The organism is Pseudomonas sp. Irchel 3A7, assembly GCF_900187565.1.
Lineage (GTDB): Bacteria > Pseudomonadota > Gammaproteobacteria > Pseudomonadales > Pseudomonadaceae > Aquipseudomonas.
Window position 1 is genome coordinate 37,012 of sequence record NZ_FYED01000004.1, and the last position, 14,841, is coordinate 51,852.

Genomic DNA, 14,841 nt, shown 5'->3' on the forward strand with positions numbered 1-14,841 from the left:
CGACTCCTTGGCTGATCAGTAGGTACGCGACGGCGCTTGTTCGGTGGCCGGTGTGCGGTAGCGGGCGAGGGTGGCCATGGCGCTCTGGCGCAGCAGGCTGATGTCGATGGCCACCGCGATGAACTGGCAGCCCCAGCTCTGGTAACGGCGCGCATCTTCTTCATTGGGCGCGAGAATGCCGCAGGCCTTGCCGGCTGCGAGCGTGGCGTTGACTGCGTGTTGAATGCGTTCCTGGACTTGCGGGTGACCTGGGTTGCCGGCATGGCCCAGGCCGATGGACAAATCCGCCGGGCCGATGAACACCGCATCGACGCCTTCGACGGCAGCAATCGCTTCTACGTTATCCACGCCCAGCCGCGATTCGACCTGCACGATCAGGCACAGCTGTTCATGGGCGGTGTTCAGGTAATCCGGCACACCGTCCCAACGCGTGGCGCGGGTCAGGCCGCCGCCGACGCCACGAATGCCGTGGGGCGGATAGCGCATGGCGCGCACCAGGGCCTTCGCCTGTTCGGCGGTTTCGACCATCGGGATCATCAGCGTCTGTGCACCGATGTCCAGCAGTTGCTTGATCAGATTGGCGTCGCCATTGACCGCGCGAACCACCGGCGACGTGGAATAGGGCGCGACGGCCTGCAACTGGGCGAGTACGCCGGGCACGGTGTTCGGCGCGTGTTCGCCGTCGATCAGCATCCAGTCGTAACCGGTGGTGGCGACGATCTCGGCGGCGTAGCCGGTGGCAAACCCGGCCCAGATGCCATATTGGGTCGTCGAGTGTTTCAGCGCGATCTTGAAGGCGTTGTGCGGCATGTTCATCAAGGGCTCCTTTCTCAGCGGCTGTAGGGCCGATGCAGTTGGCATTCGGGGTTGAGCGTCACGCCGAAACCAGGTTGATCCAGTTCCGACAAGCGCATGCGTCCGTTCACGGGCACTGGTTCGCCGAGCAGTTGCGGATGGAACATCGGCACCACTTCGTCAGCCTTCGGCGCCATCATCAGGAACTCGGCGAACGGGCTGTTATGCCGGGTGGCGACGAAGTGATAGCTGTACACCGACGAGCCGTGGGGAATGACCAGTGCGTTGTGCGCGTCGGCCAGGGCCGAGATTTTCACCAGTTCGGTGAGGCCGCCGCACCAGCCGACGTCCGGCTGAATGATGTCGCAGCAGCCCATCTCCAACAGCATGCGGAAGCCCCAGCGGGTGGCTTCGTGCTCGCCGGTGGTCACCAGCATGCCTTTGGGCACGTTGTTGCGCAGTGCTGCGTAGCCCCAGTAATCGTCCGGTGGCAGGGCTTCTTCGATCCACTTCAAGCCGTATTCGTGGGCGCCGACCGCCAGTTTGGTGGCGTAGTTGAGGTCCAGGCTCATCCAGCAGTCGAGCATCAACCAGAAGTCCGGGCCGACCCGTTCACGCATGGTGGCCAGTTCTTCGAGGTTCTTGCGCAAGCCTTCCTCGCCTTCGGCGGGGCCGTGGTGCAACGGCATCTTGCCGCCGATGAAACCCATTTTCTGCGCCAGGTCCGGGCGGGCACCGGTGGCGTAGAACTGCAATTCATCGCGCACCGCGCCGCCCAGCAACTGGTGCACCGGCTCCTGGCGGATCTTGCCGAGCAAGTCCCACAGCGCCAGGTCGACTCCGGAGATCGTGTTGATCACGATGCCTTTGCGCCCGTAATACAAGGTCGACTGGTACATCTGATCCCAGATTTTTTCGATGTCGGTCACCCGTGCGCCTTCGAGGAAGCGCGCCAGATGTTTCTCGACGATGTACGCAGCAGGTTCGCCGCCGGTGGTCACGGCAAAGCCGACGGTGCCATCGCTGGCTTCGATCTCCACCACCAGGGTGCCGAGTACGTTAATGCCGAAGGTGCGGCGGCTCTGGCGGTACTCCGGGTATTTGCTCATCGGCGTGGCGATGTGATCGTCGATCCAGTGGCCGTCCGCTTGATCGTGATAATCCGCGCCGCCGCCACGCAGGGTGAAAGCACGGACGTGTTTGATGGTTGGAATGCCCATGGTGTGACTCCTCAGGTTTAAACGGTGGCCGGTTTGTTCGAGGCTTTATGGCCGGGCGAACGCACGCCCAGCACCAGCAACGCGGCAATGACAGTGGTAGAGGCCAGCAGGTACAGACCGGCGGCCGGTGAATGGAAGGCGCCTTCGGCCCAGTTCTTCAGTACCGGGGCGATGAAGCCGCCGAGGGCACCGAAGGAGTTGATCAGGGCGATGCCGGCCGCCGCCGCGCTGCCGGCGAGATAGCTGGAAGGGAAAGTCCAGAACACCGGTTGCACGGCGATGAAGCCGGAAGCGGCAAAGCACAGTGCGACGATGCCCAGGATCGGGCTGCTGAAGGTGACCGAGCAGGCGATCCCGGCCGCGGACATCAGCAACGTCAGGCAGGCTGTGCGCCGACGTTCGCCGGTGCGGTCGCTGTAGCCGGGGATCAGGTACGCAGCGACGATGGCGCAGATCCACGGGATCGCGGTGACCAGGCCGACCATCAGCCCGACCTTGGTGCCCAACAGTCCACCGACCTGAGTCGGCAGGTAGAACACCACGCCGTAGACACTGGCCTGAATCAGCAGGTAGATCAGGCACAGGTACAGCACCGAGGGTTGGCACAACACGTTGAGCAGGCTGCGGCCGTGATTCTGTTTGTGGCTGTCTTCCTGATCGAGCAGGCTCTGGATTTGCTGACGTTCCTCGGTGGTCAGCCACTTGGCATCGGCGGGGCGATTGTCCAGGTACCAGTAGGCCCAGATGCCCACGGCGGTGGCCATCAAGCCTTCCACGGCGAACAGCCACTGCCAGCCGTGAAAACCGGCCCACCCATCCATTTCCAGCAGCAGGCCGGACAACGGGCTGCCGAAGATGAACGCCAGTGGCGCACCGAAATAGAAGAAGCCCATGGCTTTGCCGCGTACCGCGTTGGGAAACCAGTAGGTGAGGTAAAGAATCACCCCGGGGAAAAATCCGGCTTCTGCCACGCCGAGCAGAAAGCGCAGGACGTAGAACGTGGTTTCGTTATGGGCAAAGACCATGGCCGCGGAGACCAGGCCCCAGGTGACCATGATCCGGCACATCCACAAACGGGCGCCGACGCGGTGCAGGATCAGGTTGCTGGGCACTTCGAGCAGTGCGTAACCGACGAAAAACACCCCGGCGCCGAAGGCGAAGGCGGCGTCACTGATGCCGGTATCGGCTTGAAAGGCTTGCTTGGCGAACCCGACGTTGGCGCGATCGAGGAAGGCCATGATGTACATCAGCAGGAGAAACGGGAGCAGCCGCCAGGAAATTTTGGCGAGCAGAGGCGCGGGTAGAGTCTTCATCGCAGTTTTCCTTTGGTAGGGCATTTGTTCTTATGGGGAAGACTGTACGGCGGCTGATCGATGCGTTACAAATCGAATCTAGCTCACAACTGATACCTTAAGGGTATCGATAAAAAGGCCCGCCATGACCACGCCGATCCTCTCCCGCAGCCTGTTCAATCGCCTGCGCTACAAGCACTTGCACATGCTGGTGGCGCTCAGCACCAGCCAGAACCTGCACCGCGCTTCGCAAACCCTGAACATGTCGCAACCGGCCGCCACCCGCATGCTCCATGAAATTGAAGACATGTTTGGCTGCGACCTGTTCGAACGGCTGCCTCGCGGTATGCGACCGACGGCGCTGGGCCAGGAGCTGATCCGTTTTGCCGAGTCGGCCCTCAGTGGCCTCGACCGTTGTGCCGAGGACCTGATGGCGCGGCAACAGGGTGGTTACGGTTATCTCTCCATTGGCACCATCATGGGCGCTGCGCCGGATCTGGTCATGGATTCGATTGCCGAGATCAAAGCGCTCAACCCGCAGCTGCGGATTCGCATCATGGGCGACACCAGCGACCAGGTGATCCAGTTGCTGGAGCAGGGCCGCATCGACCTCGCCATCGCCCGGCGCAACGCCGCCACCGACAGCGAGCATTACGAATTCGAGCAACTGGGTAACGAACGATTGCTGGTGGTGGTGCACGCCGGTCACCCGCTGGCCAAACGCAAGAAACTGGAACTGGCGGAGCTGGTTAGCGCCTGGCCGTGGATTCTGCAACCGGAAACCAGCCCGGCTCGCATCGGCCTGGATCAGGCGTTGCAGCGCCTGGCGTTGCCGCTGCCGGCGGACATCATCGAATGCAGTTCGGTGTACTCCATGCAGCAACTGATTCAACTGACCGACGCGATCATGGTGCTGTCGGAAACCGCCTTGCGCGACTACCTGAAAATGGGCCTGGTGGTGGCGTTGCCGGTGGAACTCGACGTGCAACTGGCGCCGTTCGGGCTGTTGTTGCGCAAGGGCGAACACATCAGCCGGGAACTGGGGTTGTTCATCGATCTGCTGCGTCGCAAAGCGGCAGTTTTTTGATTCTTTGGTCAGTTTTTTGTAACCGGTTGTTTTCTAACGACGCATAACCCTATAAAGTTAACCTTTCGGTCAGCTTTGCACTGTCATCACAGCCCTTTGCAACGTCAGAAAGGGCTTCTGCAAGACTCGAGATTCCCCGTACATAACCAGAAGGGCGGACCCATAACCGCCCAGAGGATGATCCATGTCCAACCGTGATATATCCCGGCGCTCGTTCCTTCAGGGCGGGCTGGTGGCGGGTGTGAGCGTGACGCTTACACCGCTGAGCAGTCAGGCGCTGGCGGCCTTGATGGAAAACAGTGTGACCGTGCCGTCCGAGCAATGGCTCGGCAACAACGGCAAGGCGCGCGCCCGTAACGATGCCTTGTCCAAGGTCTGCGGCAGCAAGGTCTTTGCCCGTGACATCCGCGCCAAGGACATGCCGGGCTGGCCGCAGCAACAGGGCCATGCGATGTTGCTGAAAACCATCAAGGCCGATCGCATCTATGACGGTTATGACCTGTCGTGGCTCGGTGCCGAATTGCAGCCTGACCGAATCGTCACCGCCGAAGATCTGGTCAAGGACGGCATCGTCTTTCCGGAAGAGCACGCCCCCGATCCGCTGTTGCCGGCCGGCAAGGTGCCGATGTTCATCGGCCACCCGGTGGCGATCCTGATCTGGAACGATTTCGAGCGCTTCCGTCAGGCCAAGGCGCAACTCAAGTTCAATGACACAGCGATTCGTTACGGTGCCCAGGTGCCGTTCTACGAAGGTGATCCCTACGGCAGCTTCCGCTATGTGCGGGTGGGCGGCGCGACGTCGGCGGACGAGGACGAATTCGCCAGCCTCAAGGATTCGATCCTGTTCCCGATGCTGCGCAACCGCCGTCCGGTGTGGGATTCCCAGCCGAACCTGCACGGCAACCTGACCGAGCGCGGGCTGTTCTACGCCGAGCGCATGAAGCAGCAGATCGACACGCCACCGGACAACTGGCTGGTGTTCGACGAGCGCTACAAGACGCCGTCGATCGAACCGGCCGCCATGGAACCGGACAACGGCAACGGCTGGTACGACCCGGTGACCAAGACCCTGCATTTTGTCGTTGCCACTCAATGCCCGCTGGAAACCGCGACCGAGACCGCGAAGATGATCGCGCCGTCGCGTTTCGGCCTGGCGAACCTGAACATGCACCCGGGTTACACCGTCGGCTACGGCTCCAAGGACCACAACATTTTTGTGTACTACGCGGCGCTGGCGGCGTTGTATGGCGCCGGTGTGCCGGTGCGCCTGGCCAACGACCGCTACGAGCAGTTCCAGAGCGGCATCAAGCGCCACCCGTTCGATATCCGCTATCAGCTGGCGGTGGACAAGACCGATCACAGCTTCAAGATCTTCCGCGCCGAGATGAGCGTCGACGGCGGCGGACGGATCAACTACAGCCCGTCGGTGGCGGCGGTTGGCGCCACGGCGGCGCAGTCGATCTATTACATGCCGCAGAACGATCTGCAGGTCACCGCCTATCATTCCCGCGCCGTCGAAGCCGGGTCGATGCGTGGTTATGGAACCCTGCAGAGCATGGCGTCCACCGAGATGATGGTCGACGAAATCGCCGATCGCCTCGGTATCGATGCCATCGACCTGCGCAAGAAAAACGCCCTGCGTTCGGGCATGAAGAACACCCAGGGCGCAGTGCCGGCGGGCGCGTTGCGCTTGCATGAAATTCTCGACAAGGCCGCCGTTAACGAGGTCTGGAAAAACCGCGACGCGATCAAGAAACAGCGCGAAGCGGCGGATCCTGATCACTGGTACGGCGTCGGTTTCGCCATCTGCCAGAAAGACTTCGGCACCGGTTCCGAAGCGCCGATGGCCAGCGTCGACTTCACCGCCGACGGCCGGATCAGCCTGCGTCATATCGGCATCGAGATCGGCACCGGCATGTCCACGTCGCAAGCCATGGTCGTGGCCGATTTCCTCGGTCTGCCAGCGCACGAAGTGAAGACCGGCGAAACCGAATGGAAAGAGTTGCAGCTGATCAGCGGCGGCAACCCTTACATCATGAGCCAGGCCGAGCAGGACAGCTTCCTGCGCAATCCGCGTTGGGTTGGCAAGATCGCGTCGGCCTCGTCGGCGACCAACTCCGCCTACTACTTCAGCCACGCCACCCGTGAAGCGGCGCGCGTGTTGTTCAACCACGGCCTGTGGCCGGCGGCGCTGGAAATCTGGCGACAAGGCCCCTACGGCGGCCAGGCCAACCCTTACGTGGTACGCCGTGAAGACGCCCATTGGGTCGACGGCAAGCTCACCGCCAACGGCATGGAGCCATTGCCCTTCGCGATGCTGGCCAAGCGTGCCCACGAGCGCGGTCTGGTCACCGGCGCGACTGTGCACGGTTTCAACCGCTGGAGCTGGGCCGAGGCCGAGTTCAGCATCGACGGCGTGCGTGAGCGTTTGCCGCTCGATGGCCTGGCGGTGAAGTACGGCGAAGGTGCGCCGAAGGCCAAGCAGGCGCAAATGAACAGCGCCGGTTTCCATCTGCTGGATAGGCAGAACATCGCGTACCCGGCGACTCAGTTGAACAACGCGGCGGTGACCTACTACAGCCCTGTGGCAACCCTCGTGGAATTGAAAGTCAACAAGGGCTCGGCCGAGGTGCAGGTGCTCAACCATCACTCGTGGGTCGAGTGCGGGCGGGTGCTGGTGCCGGAGCTGGTCAAGGGCCAGATCGAAGGCGGCACGGCCATGGGCATCGGCCATGCGTTGATGGAAGAAATGCCACTGTACGAAGGCGGGCCGGGGGAGGGTGACTGGAACTTCAACCGTTACCGCTTGCCGATGGCGCGGCATGTGGCGGTGTGGAAACAGACCGCGGAAATCCTGCCGCCCTTGTCGCCGAGCGATCCGTCCAAGGGCATCGCCGAAGTGGTGATGATCCCGGTGGTCGGTGCCATCGGCAACGCCGTGGCCCACGCTATCGGCAAACGTGTCCGCGACCTGCCTATCACTTCTGCTCGCATCAAGGAGGCCCTCAATGGCTAACCGTCCGCTTCAACTGACCCTCAACGGTCAAACCGTCGGCCCGGTGGACATCCCTGATGACCTGCCGATGATCGATTACCTGCACGAATACAAAAACCTCACCGGCTCGCGCCTGGGCTGCGGCCAGGGCATCTGCCACGCCTGCGTGGTGATCGTCGACAACCCCGACGGCACCAGCGAAGAAGTGCGCACCTGCATCACCGGCGCGCACTACTTCGAAGGCAAGAAAGTACGCACCATCGAAGGCCACGCGACCCGCGACGAGCAAGGCAAGGTCACCGAGCTGAATCCGATCCAGCAGCGTTTCGTCGACGAGTTCGCCTTCCAGTGCAGCTACTGCGCGCCGGGTTTCGTCAACGCCGCGACGGTGCTGGTGGAAAAGCTGCAGCGTCAGCCGATCGTCAAAAGCCAGCTGGAGAAAGTCATCGAGGACAGCCTCGGTCACCACATTTGCCGCTGCACTGGCTACGTGCGTTATTACAACGCGACGCGCAACGTGCTGAGCGATCTCGGCCTGGTCAAGGAGGGTTAAGCATGAAGCATCTATTGACCCGCCTGGCATTGGCGGTCGGTCTGGCTGCGCCTGTGTTGCTGGCGCAGGCGGATGATCAGGTGGTTCGCGGGGCTTATCTGGCTCGCGCCGCTGACTGCATGGCGTGCCATACCGCGCCGGGCGGCGCGCCGTACGCGGGCGGTCTGCCGATCGTTTCGCCGTTCGGTACGATCTACGGCACCAACATCACCCCGAGCAAAGCGCATGGTATCGGCCTGTACAACGATGAGGAGTTTTTCGCCGCGTTGACCGAAGGCAAGCGTCGCGACGGTGCCAACCTGTATCCGGCGATGCCGTACACCTCGTATCACCTGATGCCTCGGGAAGACTCCGACGCGATTCATGCCTACCTGAAAACCGTCGAACCGATCGAACGTGCCGCACCGGTCACCCGCCTGAGCTTCCCGTTCAACGTGCGCCTGGGCCTGATGGGCTGGAACATGTTTTATGGCAAAGATGTGAAGCTGGCGCCGACCGAAGGCAAAAGCGAAGCCTGGAAGCGCGGCCAGTACATGGTCGATGTTCTCGGTCATTGCGGTGAATGCCATACCCCGCGTGGCTTGCCGGGCGCGATGCAGCAGGACAAGCGCATGACTGGCGGCCTGCTCAACGGCTATCTGGCGCCGAGCTTGCTGGCCACTGACCTGGCGGCTCGCGGCTGGAATCATCAGGACCTGAGCGCCTTCCTCAAGCACGGCATGAGCGCCCAGGGCACGATGTTCAACGAGATGTTCCCGGTGTTCCACAACAGCACCCAGGGCCTGAGCGACCCGGACCTGGCGGCCATGGCGACCTTCTTGCTCGGCGATCAACCACCGGCGGCGAAAGTGCTGACGGATGTGCCGTTTGATGCGCTCAGCGCGAGCGCCCAGCGCGGCCGTCAGGAATATTTGAACGTCTGCGCCGGTTGCCATGCTGTCGGTGGCGAAGGCAAGCCGCACATCGCCGTGGCCATGCGTGGCAACACCACGCTGCGCCTGGAAGATCCGCGCAACCTGATGCGGGTGATCGACGATGGCATCGGCGAGCAGAAGTTTGCCGGTTTCGAACACATGCAACCGATGCCGGGTTTCGCCGAAAAGCTCAGTCATGAGCAATTGACGGATTTGCTCAATTACCTGCGTCAGGGGTGGGGCGGTCAAGCGGGTGATCTGGCGGTGAACGAGGTGCAGACGTTGCGCGCGGATGCGCCGCCGCTCGAGCACAAGGCCCACTGACATGCAGCATCTGGATCTGCAAGTGGTGCGCCGGGCACTGGAGTGGTTGACGGCCGGACAGCGTGTCTGGCTGTGCACCGTGCTGGCCACTTACGGCTCGGCACCGCGCGCACCGGGCTCGTTGCTGGCGGTGAACGCCGCAGGACAGTGGATCGGTTCGCTCTCCGGCGGCTGCGTCGAGGAAGACTTCCTCGAACGTGTTGCCGAAGGTGCCTTTGAACAAGCTGTCAGTGTTGTGCGCTACGGTGAAGGCGATGATCTACGCTCGCGGGTCAGCCTGCCCTGTGGTGGTGTACTGGACGTGCTGGTCGAGAAGCTCGACTCCGATTGCGAGGTGCAGGCGCATTTGCGCGAGCTGGAGTCGGCGTTGTTGGGGCGACGCCGGTTGATTCGTGAAGTTGACCTGTCCAGCGGCGCACGCAGTCTGTTCGATGATCGCGAACAGGGCGCGCGGGTCGAACGCGAGATCGACCGGGTTCGACTGCGCATCGGCGCGGCTCAACGTTTGTTGCTGGCCGGGTACTCCAGCGTGGCGCAGGCCTGTGCGGAATTTGCCGTGGGCCTGGGATTCGAGGTGATTCTGTGTGATCCGCGTGATGACGTGCTGCAAGGCGTGGTGCTGGACAACGTGGAGATTCGTCGTCAGCTGCCGTCGGTGTTTATCGCCGACGATGGTTGCCACAGCGATACCGCCGTGGTGGCCTTGACCCACGATCCGCGCATTGACGATTTGGCGATGATGGAGGCGGTGCGCACCGAGGCGTTCTACATCGGCGTGATGGGCTCCCTGCAGACTTCGCAAAAGCGTTTTGAGCGACTGCGTCGAATCGGGGGCTTGGGGGATGCGGAGCTGGCGCGGATTCATGCGCCGATCGGTTTGAACCTGGGCAGCAAGACACCGGCGGAAATTGCCCTGGCCGTGCTCGCCGATATCCTGCGGATTCGCAGCGGTATTGCGCGAGAGCGGCTCTAACAGCGTTTCCCTTGTGGGAGCGAGCCTGCTCGCGAATGCGTCGGATCAGTCGACAATAATGATGGATGATCAATCGCCTTCGCGAGCAGGCTCGCTCCCACAAAGTATTTCGGTGTTGCTTAATACCCGAACTTGTCCCGCAGTCCGTAATACCAGGCACCCAATGCCGCGAACGGAGTGCGCAACAATTGGCCGCCGGGGAAGGGGTAGTGCGGCAGTTCGGCAAACGCGTCGAAACGCTCGGCCTGGCCACGCAACGCTTCAGCCAGGACCTTGCCCGCCAGGTGCGTGTAGGTCACGCCGTGGCCGCTGCAACCCTGGGAATAGTAGATGTTGTCGCCCAGACGGCCGACTTGCGGTAGGCGCGACAGAGTCAGCAGGAAGTTGCCGGTCCAGGCGTAGTCGATTTTCACGTCCTTGAGCTGCGGGAAGGCCTTGAGCATTTTTGGCCGGATGATCGCCTCGATGTTCGCCGGGTCCCGCGCGCCATACACCACGCCGCCGCCGAAAATCAGACGCTTGTCGCCGCTCAGGCGGTAATAGTCGAGCAGGTAGTTGCAGTCCTCGACACAATAATCCTGAGGCAACAGGCTTTTTGCCAACGCATCGCCCAAGGGTTCCGTGGTGATGACCTGAGTGCCGCAGGGCATCGACTTGGCGGCCAGTTCCGGCACCAGGTTACCCAGGTATGCATTGCCCGCCACGATGATGAATTTAGCCCGGACCTTGCCCTGTGGCGTGTGCACCACCGGATTCGCGCCGCGCTCGATGCGCACCGCCGGCGATTGCTCATAAATGGTGCCGCCCAGCGACTCCACAGCCGCCGCTTCGCCCAAGGCGAGGTTGAGCGGGTGAATATGCCCGCCGCTCATGTCCAGCATGCCGCCGACGTATTGATCGCAGGCCACCACATCGCGGATGCGTCGTTGATCCAGCAGCTCAAGCTGCGTGTGACCGAAGCGCTCCCACAAACGCTTCTGCGATTCCAGATGGCCCATCTGCTTGGCCGTGATGGCGGCAAACACGCCACCGTCCTTCAAGTCGCACTGAATGTTGTATTTGGCGACCCGCTCACGAATGATCCGCCCACCCTCGAACGCCATCTGCCCCAGCAACTGAGCCTGCTTGGGACCGACACTGCGTTCGATCACATCGATATCGCGGCTGTAACTGTTGACGATCTGGCCACCGTTACGCCCCGACGCACCGAAACCCACCTTGGCCGCTTCCAGCACCGTCACCCGAAAACCGTTCTCCAGCAGGAACAGCGCCGAAGACAGGCCGGTGTAACCGGCGCCGATCACACAGACATCAGTCTCAATGTCATCCTGCAAAGCCGGGCGCGGCGGAACCGCATTGGCCGATGCGGCGTAGTAGGACTCTGGGTAGGGGGTGTTCGCCATCCTGCTGCCTCTGTTTAATATATTTTACGAGTGCGTCGATCCTACCCGAGTTAAAAAACCACCGCCAGCCACCGGAAAATCTTCTTCGCAGCCGCAAAATTAAATATTTTGCATATTCATAGGGTTAGCTCGAAAAAAGGTGTTGACACCCCTCCGGAATTCCGTAGAATGCCGCCTCACAGCAGGCACGTAGCTCAGTTGGTTAGAGCACCACCTTGACATGGTGGGGGTCGTTGGTTCGAGTCCAATCGCGCCTACCAAACAAAATCCGCTCTGCTGGGCGGTCTAGAGGGGTCACCGGAAACGGTGACCCCTTTTTGCTTTCAGCCTTTGGGCAAACTTTGGGAATATTTTGGGCAAACGACCACTGTGCACTGAGTGTTTAGTGGATCTAGCACAACTGGTCACGCTCTCGATAACATCCTCTGGTCACTCATCCAGGAAGAAATCATGAAAGCATGGATCGCAACAGCCGCGGCACTTGTTGGGTTAATGGCTAGTGGAACTGCTCCTGCCGTTGATGAGGGAGACGGAGCGAAATTTTTTAGCTCCTGCAAAGGTCTGCTCAATTACTGGGATGGAAAGCCAGCGGAGGCAAAATACGATGCAGGAGCTATGGGTTACTGCGTGGGAGTGGTGCACGGCGTCCGTACCTCGTTGCAGGTATTGAGTCGTGAATTAAAAGAGGGATACCCGCGGTTGTGCCTGCCTGACGATTACGTTGAGCAGGATGGGGTTAGAGCAGTCGTTAAATACATTGCCGAAAACCCGGATAAGCTAACGTTTAAGGATGGGTTCATAACTATGTTCGCGCTCCGCTCCGCCTATCCATGTAAATAGTCGCGACGCTATACCTTCAGATCCGCGTTCACCTTCATATAAACCACCGCATCATCGCCGTGCCCTGCCTGGTAGTGCTCGGTCATCTTCACATCCGCATGACCCATCAATCCCTGAATGTATTCCTGCTCGAAACCCTGCTGCTCGTACAGCCAGGCGCCGAGAGCTCGTATCTCGTGAAAGGTGGGTCGCTCGCCGGCCGGGACATCGTCGTAAGCGTTTGAATCGTCTCGCGCCTGGGCGAATGACTTGGTCAGGTAATCCGCTGTCACTGCATTCCAGTGTAGCTTGGCGTCGAGCTGGCTCCGCTTGCGCGCCTTCGGCGAGTAGTGGATCAGGTAGGGGCAGACGACCGGCGACTTCATGCATTCCAGCACCACCTCCCGCAGCGCTTGGCCCATGACGATCTCCAAGTGAACGGGCTTCCCGTAGTTCTGCGTCTTCCCGGGCGATACCTTGATGGTGTTCTGCTCGAGGTCCACAGCCGATTTCGGCCACACCACGATATCCTCCCGCCGCTGAAGGCTCAGCAACCCCAGCCGAATGGCTCGCTTCAGCCAGATCGGCGTCCCCACGTATTCCAGAATCGTGTTCAGCCCCTCAACGGTATGGCGCTGGCGCTTCTTCTCGGCCTCCTTTTTGACCAGGGTCAGCTCAGCGGAGTTACGCTCGCAAAGGCCTTTGGCCACCGCGAACGCGAACACCTGGACCAACAACCCACGATGTTTCGTGTAGGCATTGTTCTCGAAACCATCCAGGTATTCCGCGACAGTCAGCACATCCAGTTGCCCCATCATCAAATCACCCAGGTCCTCCCGGTACCGGGCCAACTTGAATTTGATTTCTTTCAGGGTGCTCGCGGCGTAACTCCGGGTGGTCAACCATTCCTTTTCGAAGCGCTCCAGGCAGCCGCTGAACTTCGGCGCAGCATCACCGGTGATCATGGCCAGCAGCGAGCCGTCGTCAGCCAGCAGCGGCAGCAGCTTGGCATTGGCGGCGTTGGCCAGCTTGATGGCCTCGGCCATCGGCTTGTTGATGCTGGTCTTCTTGCCAGTGATCGGGTTTTTGTACTGCCAGTATTTCCCATTCGGGTACAGGTTGGCCGGTAGATCACGATTTTTAACGGTCCTGGCGCGCGGGGGAGCCATCAACCCACCTCCATCATCTTGGCCAGCAGGGGATCATTCGACCCCATCACGGCCGCCTGCAGATCCACGAAGTACATCCCGCCTTTTACCTCTCCTACCACTTCGCCTTCCTCGATCCATTTTTTCAACTGTTGCAGACTCGGCTTGCCGCCGGCGTAGCGCAGCTTCCGGTATTCGCCTGCCTCCATGAGGCGCGGCAGCCTGGCCGTAATGTGGGCAATGACTTTTGCCATGATGATGCTCCATGCCGCGCGTGGCGGCAGAAGGTGGGGATGGGGTTAGGCTCGTTGCTCGGGGTTCAGACCAATCTGGCTGACCTGGTCGATGCATGAGGGACTCAGCCAGATACATTCGGTACGACTCGCAGTACCGCGTCCGGCGCTGATGCGGGCTGATGTGCTGTAGCAAGCCCAGCCGGGCAACATCTCGGAATACAGGTCGCTGGGATATCCCGACAGCACGACCATTCCTTCTAGCTCGAGCAACGCACTGAGCAGTTCACGGTGTGCCGAGTCGTCCATTTCATGCTTGTAATACCGGCCGCTCGACGCACCCTTGTATCGAGTGTCGTGCACATAAGGCGGGTCAACATAGTGCAGTGTCCGGGGGCCGTCGTGCGCCTTGATAACCTCGATCGCCGGCCTGTTTTCAATCAGCACGCCGCTCAGCCGCTGGCCAACTTCAGCGAGTTGTTCAGGGTATGTAGCCCAGAGTGACTGGGCCGTGCCGTATTGGCGCTTCGTGTCGATCCGGAAGCCGGTAACGCCCTTCGTTGCGCCGGCGGAGCCAAAGCCCATTTGGGCGCGGATGATCGTACGCCGAGCTCGTTCGATCGGTTCGGCGCTCGGCTCCCAAGAAAGCTCGAATTCTTCTCGGGAGTAGGGCGTGAAAACCAATCGTTCGGTGAGTCCCGATCGCGAGACCGGATCCTGAAGGATGCGGAATAGGTTCACGATGTCGCCGTCCAGGTCGTTGTACACCTCGGCATAGGACCGCGGCTTTTGCATCAGCACCCCGGCGGCACCGCCGAATGATTCGACGTAGCAGGTATGGGGCGGGAAGTGTTGAAGCACCCACGGAGCGAGCCGGAACTTGGCGCCGTGGTAGCGGATGACCGGAGCGGTGATGGTCATGAGTTATTTCCAATAGCACGCTGCCGTTTAACGGCAGGCGGTAGGTGGGTATTAGAATCAGAGGAGGAAATTAGACAAGTAGCGTAGTTAGGCTAACGTTTAAAAATAGCCTTTTTTTGCTATTTTCGTTTTATGTTTGGAACGAAAAAGAGTTGGTGCAGTAA

General features: G+C 60.9%; 13 protein-coding genes and 1 tRNA gene. 7 read left to right on the forward strand and 7 right to left on the reverse strand.

The features are described from left to right. Positions 1-15: 15 nt before the first annotated feature. From CKW21_RS07320 to CKW21_RS07330, 3 genes are read right to left on the reverse strand one after another with little or no spacing between them, the layout of a single operon-like run. Positions 16-816 (reverse strand): aldolase/citrate lyase family protein, encoded by an 801-nt coding sequence (locus CKW21_RS07320; RefSeq protein ID WP_095193320.1) that lies wholly within the window; start codon positions 814-816, stop codon positions 16-18. 14 nt (positions 817-830) lie between these two features. Continuing rightward, positions 831-2,015 carry an L-rhamnonate dehydratase gene (gene rhmD / locus CKW21_RS07325; protein WP_095193321.1) on the reverse strand — a complete coding sequence of 395 codons (1,185 nt, stop codon included), beginning with the start codon at positions 2,013-2,015 and terminating at the stop codon, positions 831-833. Between the two features lie 17 nt (positions 2,016-2,032). Further along, positions 2,033-3,328 (reverse strand): MFS transporter, encoded by a 1,296-nt coding sequence (locus CKW21_RS07330; protein ID WP_095193322.1) that lies wholly within the window; start codon positions 3,326-3,328, stop codon positions 2,033-2,035. A gap of 124 nt (positions 3,329-3,452) precedes the next feature. Here CKW21_RS07330 and CKW21_RS07335 point away from each other — a divergent pair, with 124 nt between their 5' ends. The 5 genes from CKW21_RS07335 to CKW21_RS07355 all read left to right on the forward strand — a co-directional run bounded on the left by CKW21_RS07335 (position 3,453) and on the right by CKW21_RS07355 (position 10,153). Beyond that, on the forward strand, positions 3,453-4,394 hold the full coding sequence (locus tag CKW21_RS07335; RefSeq protein WP_095193323.1) for a LysR family transcriptional regulator: 942 nt from the start codon (positions 3,453-3,455) through the stop codon (positions 4,392-4,394). Positions 4,395-4,578: 184 nt separating this feature from the next. Then, positions 4,579-7,410 carry a xanthine dehydrogenase family protein molybdopterin-binding subunit gene (locus CKW21_RS07340; RefSeq protein ID WP_095193324.1) on the forward strand — a complete coding sequence of 944 codons (2,832 nt, stop codon included), beginning with the start codon at positions 4,579-4,581 and terminating at the stop codon, positions 7,408-7,410. Then, positions 7,403-7,942: a (2Fe-2S)-binding protein gene (locus CKW21_RS07345; RefSeq protein ID WP_095193325.1), complete on the forward strand. Its 540-nt coding sequence runs from the start codon at positions 7,403-7,405 to the stop codon at positions 7,940-7,942. The genes CKW21_RS07340 and CKW21_RS07345 overlap by 8 nt, the downstream gene beginning before the upstream one ends. 2 nt (positions 7,943-7,944) lie before the next feature. Then, positions 7,945-9,180, forward strand: a complete 1,236-nt coding sequence (locus tag CKW21_RS07350) for a cytochrome c (RefSeq protein ID WP_095193326.1) — start codon at positions 7,945-7,947, stop codon at positions 9,178-9,180. A 1-nt stretch (position 9,181) separates the two neighbouring features. Further along, positions 9,182-10,153, forward strand: a complete 972-nt coding sequence (locus CKW21_RS07355; RefSeq protein ID WP_095193327.1) for an XdhC family protein — start codon at positions 9,182-9,184, stop codon at positions 10,151-10,153. A gap of 119 nt (positions 10,154-10,272) precedes the next feature. On the opposite strand, the gene CKW21_RS07360 is transcribed toward CKW21_RS07355, so the two are convergent. Continuing rightward, complete coding sequence (locus CKW21_RS07360; RefSeq protein ID WP_095193328.1) at positions 10,273-11,556, reverse strand: FAD-binding oxidoreductase; 1,284 nt, start codon at positions 11,554-11,556, stop codon at positions 10,273-10,275. A 183-nt stretch (positions 11,557-11,739) separates the two neighbouring features. Here CKW21_RS07360 and CKW21_RS07365 point away from each other — a divergent pair. Together CKW21_RS07365 and CKW21_RS07370 are read left to right on the forward strand one after the other, a co-directional pair. Further along, positions 11,740-11,816 (forward strand) — tRNA-Val (locus tag CKW21_RS07365). Between the two features lie 190 nt (positions 11,817-12,006). Continuing rightward, positions 12,007-12,396, forward strand: coding sequence for a Rap1a/Tai family immunity protein (locus CKW21_RS07370; protein ID WP_095193329.1), 390 nt, complete (start codon positions 12,007-12,009; stop codon positions 12,394-12,396). Between the two features lie 8 nt (positions 12,397-12,404). On the opposite strand, the gene CKW21_RS07375 is transcribed toward CKW21_RS07370, so the two are convergent. From CKW21_RS07375 to CKW21_RS07385, 3 genes are read right to left on the reverse strand one after another with little or no spacing between them, the layout of a single operon-like run. Continuing rightward, positions 12,405-13,544, reverse strand: coding sequence for a tyrosine-type recombinase/integrase (locus tag CKW21_RS07375; RefSeq protein ID WP_095193330.1), 1,140 nt, complete (start codon positions 13,542-13,544; stop codon positions 12,405-12,407). Further along, the gene (locus CKW21_RS07380) at positions 13,544-13,777 is read right to left on the reverse strand and encodes a hypothetical protein (protein WP_095193331.1); all 234 of its coding nucleotides are present in this window, start codon (positions 13,775-13,777) and stop codon (positions 13,544-13,546) included. The genes CKW21_RS07375 and CKW21_RS07380 overlap by 1 nt, the downstream gene beginning before the upstream one ends. 45 nt (positions 13,778-13,822) lie before the next feature. Continuing rightward, on the reverse strand, positions 13,823-14,677 hold the full coding sequence (locus CKW21_RS07385; protein WP_095193332.1) for a DNA adenine methylase: 855 nt from the start codon (positions 14,675-14,677) through the stop codon (positions 13,823-13,825). Positions 14,678-14,841 lie beyond the last annotated feature (164 nt).

What these genes read in the sequence shown, in the direction of transcription:
- CKW21_RS07320 (WP_095193320.1), bottom strand. Translation starts at nt 816, where the DNA reads ATGAACATGCCGCACAACGCCTTCAAGATCGCGCTGAAACACTCGACG.
- rhmD (WP_095193321.1), bottom strand. Translation starts at nt 2,015, where the DNA reads ATGGGCATTCCAACCATCAAACACGTCCGTGCTTTCACCCTGCGTGGC.
- CKW21_RS07330 (WP_095193322.1), bottom strand. Translation starts at nt 3,328, where the DNA reads ATGAAGACTCTACCCGCGCCTCTGCTCGCCAAAATTTCCTGGCGGCTG.
- CKW21_RS07335 (WP_095193323.1), top strand. Translation starts at nt 3,453, where the DNA reads ATGACCACGCCGATCCTCTCCCGCAGCCTGTTCAATCGCCTGCGCTAC.
- CKW21_RS07340 (WP_095193324.1), top strand. Translation starts at nt 4,579, where the DNA reads ATGTCCAACCGTGATATATCCCGGCGCTCGTTCCTTCAGGGCGGGCTG.
- CKW21_RS07345 (WP_095193325.1), top strand. Translation starts at nt 7,403, where the DNA reads ATGGCTAACCGTCCGCTTCAACTGACCCTCAACGGTCAAACCGTCGGC.
- CKW21_RS07350 (WP_095193326.1), top strand. Translation starts at nt 7,945, where the DNA reads ATGAAGCATCTATTGACCCGCCTGGCATTGGCGGTCGGTCTGGCTGCG.
- CKW21_RS07355 (WP_095193327.1), top strand. Translation starts at nt 9,182, where the DNA reads ATGCAGCATCTGGATCTGCAAGTGGTGCGCCGGGCACTGGAGTGGTTG.
- CKW21_RS07360 (WP_095193328.1), bottom strand. Translation starts at nt 11,556, where the DNA reads ATGGCGAACACCCCCTACCCAGAGTCCTACTACGCCGCATCGGCCAAT.
- CKW21_RS07370 (WP_095193329.1), top strand. Translation starts at nt 12,007, where the DNA reads ATGAAAGCATGGATCGCAACAGCCGCGGCACTTGTTGGGTTAATGGCT.
- CKW21_RS07375 (WP_095193330.1), bottom strand. Translation starts at nt 13,544, where the DNA reads ATGGCTCCCCCGCGCGCCAGGACCGTTAAAAATCGTGATCTACCGGCC.
- CKW21_RS07380 (WP_095193331.1), bottom strand. Translation starts at nt 13,777, where the DNA reads ATGGCAAAAGTCATTGCCCACATTACGGCCAGGCTGCCGCGCCTCATG.
- CKW21_RS07385 (WP_095193332.1), bottom strand. Translation starts at nt 14,677, where the DNA reads ATGACCATCACCGCTCCGGTCATCCGCTACCACGGCGCCAAGTTCCGG.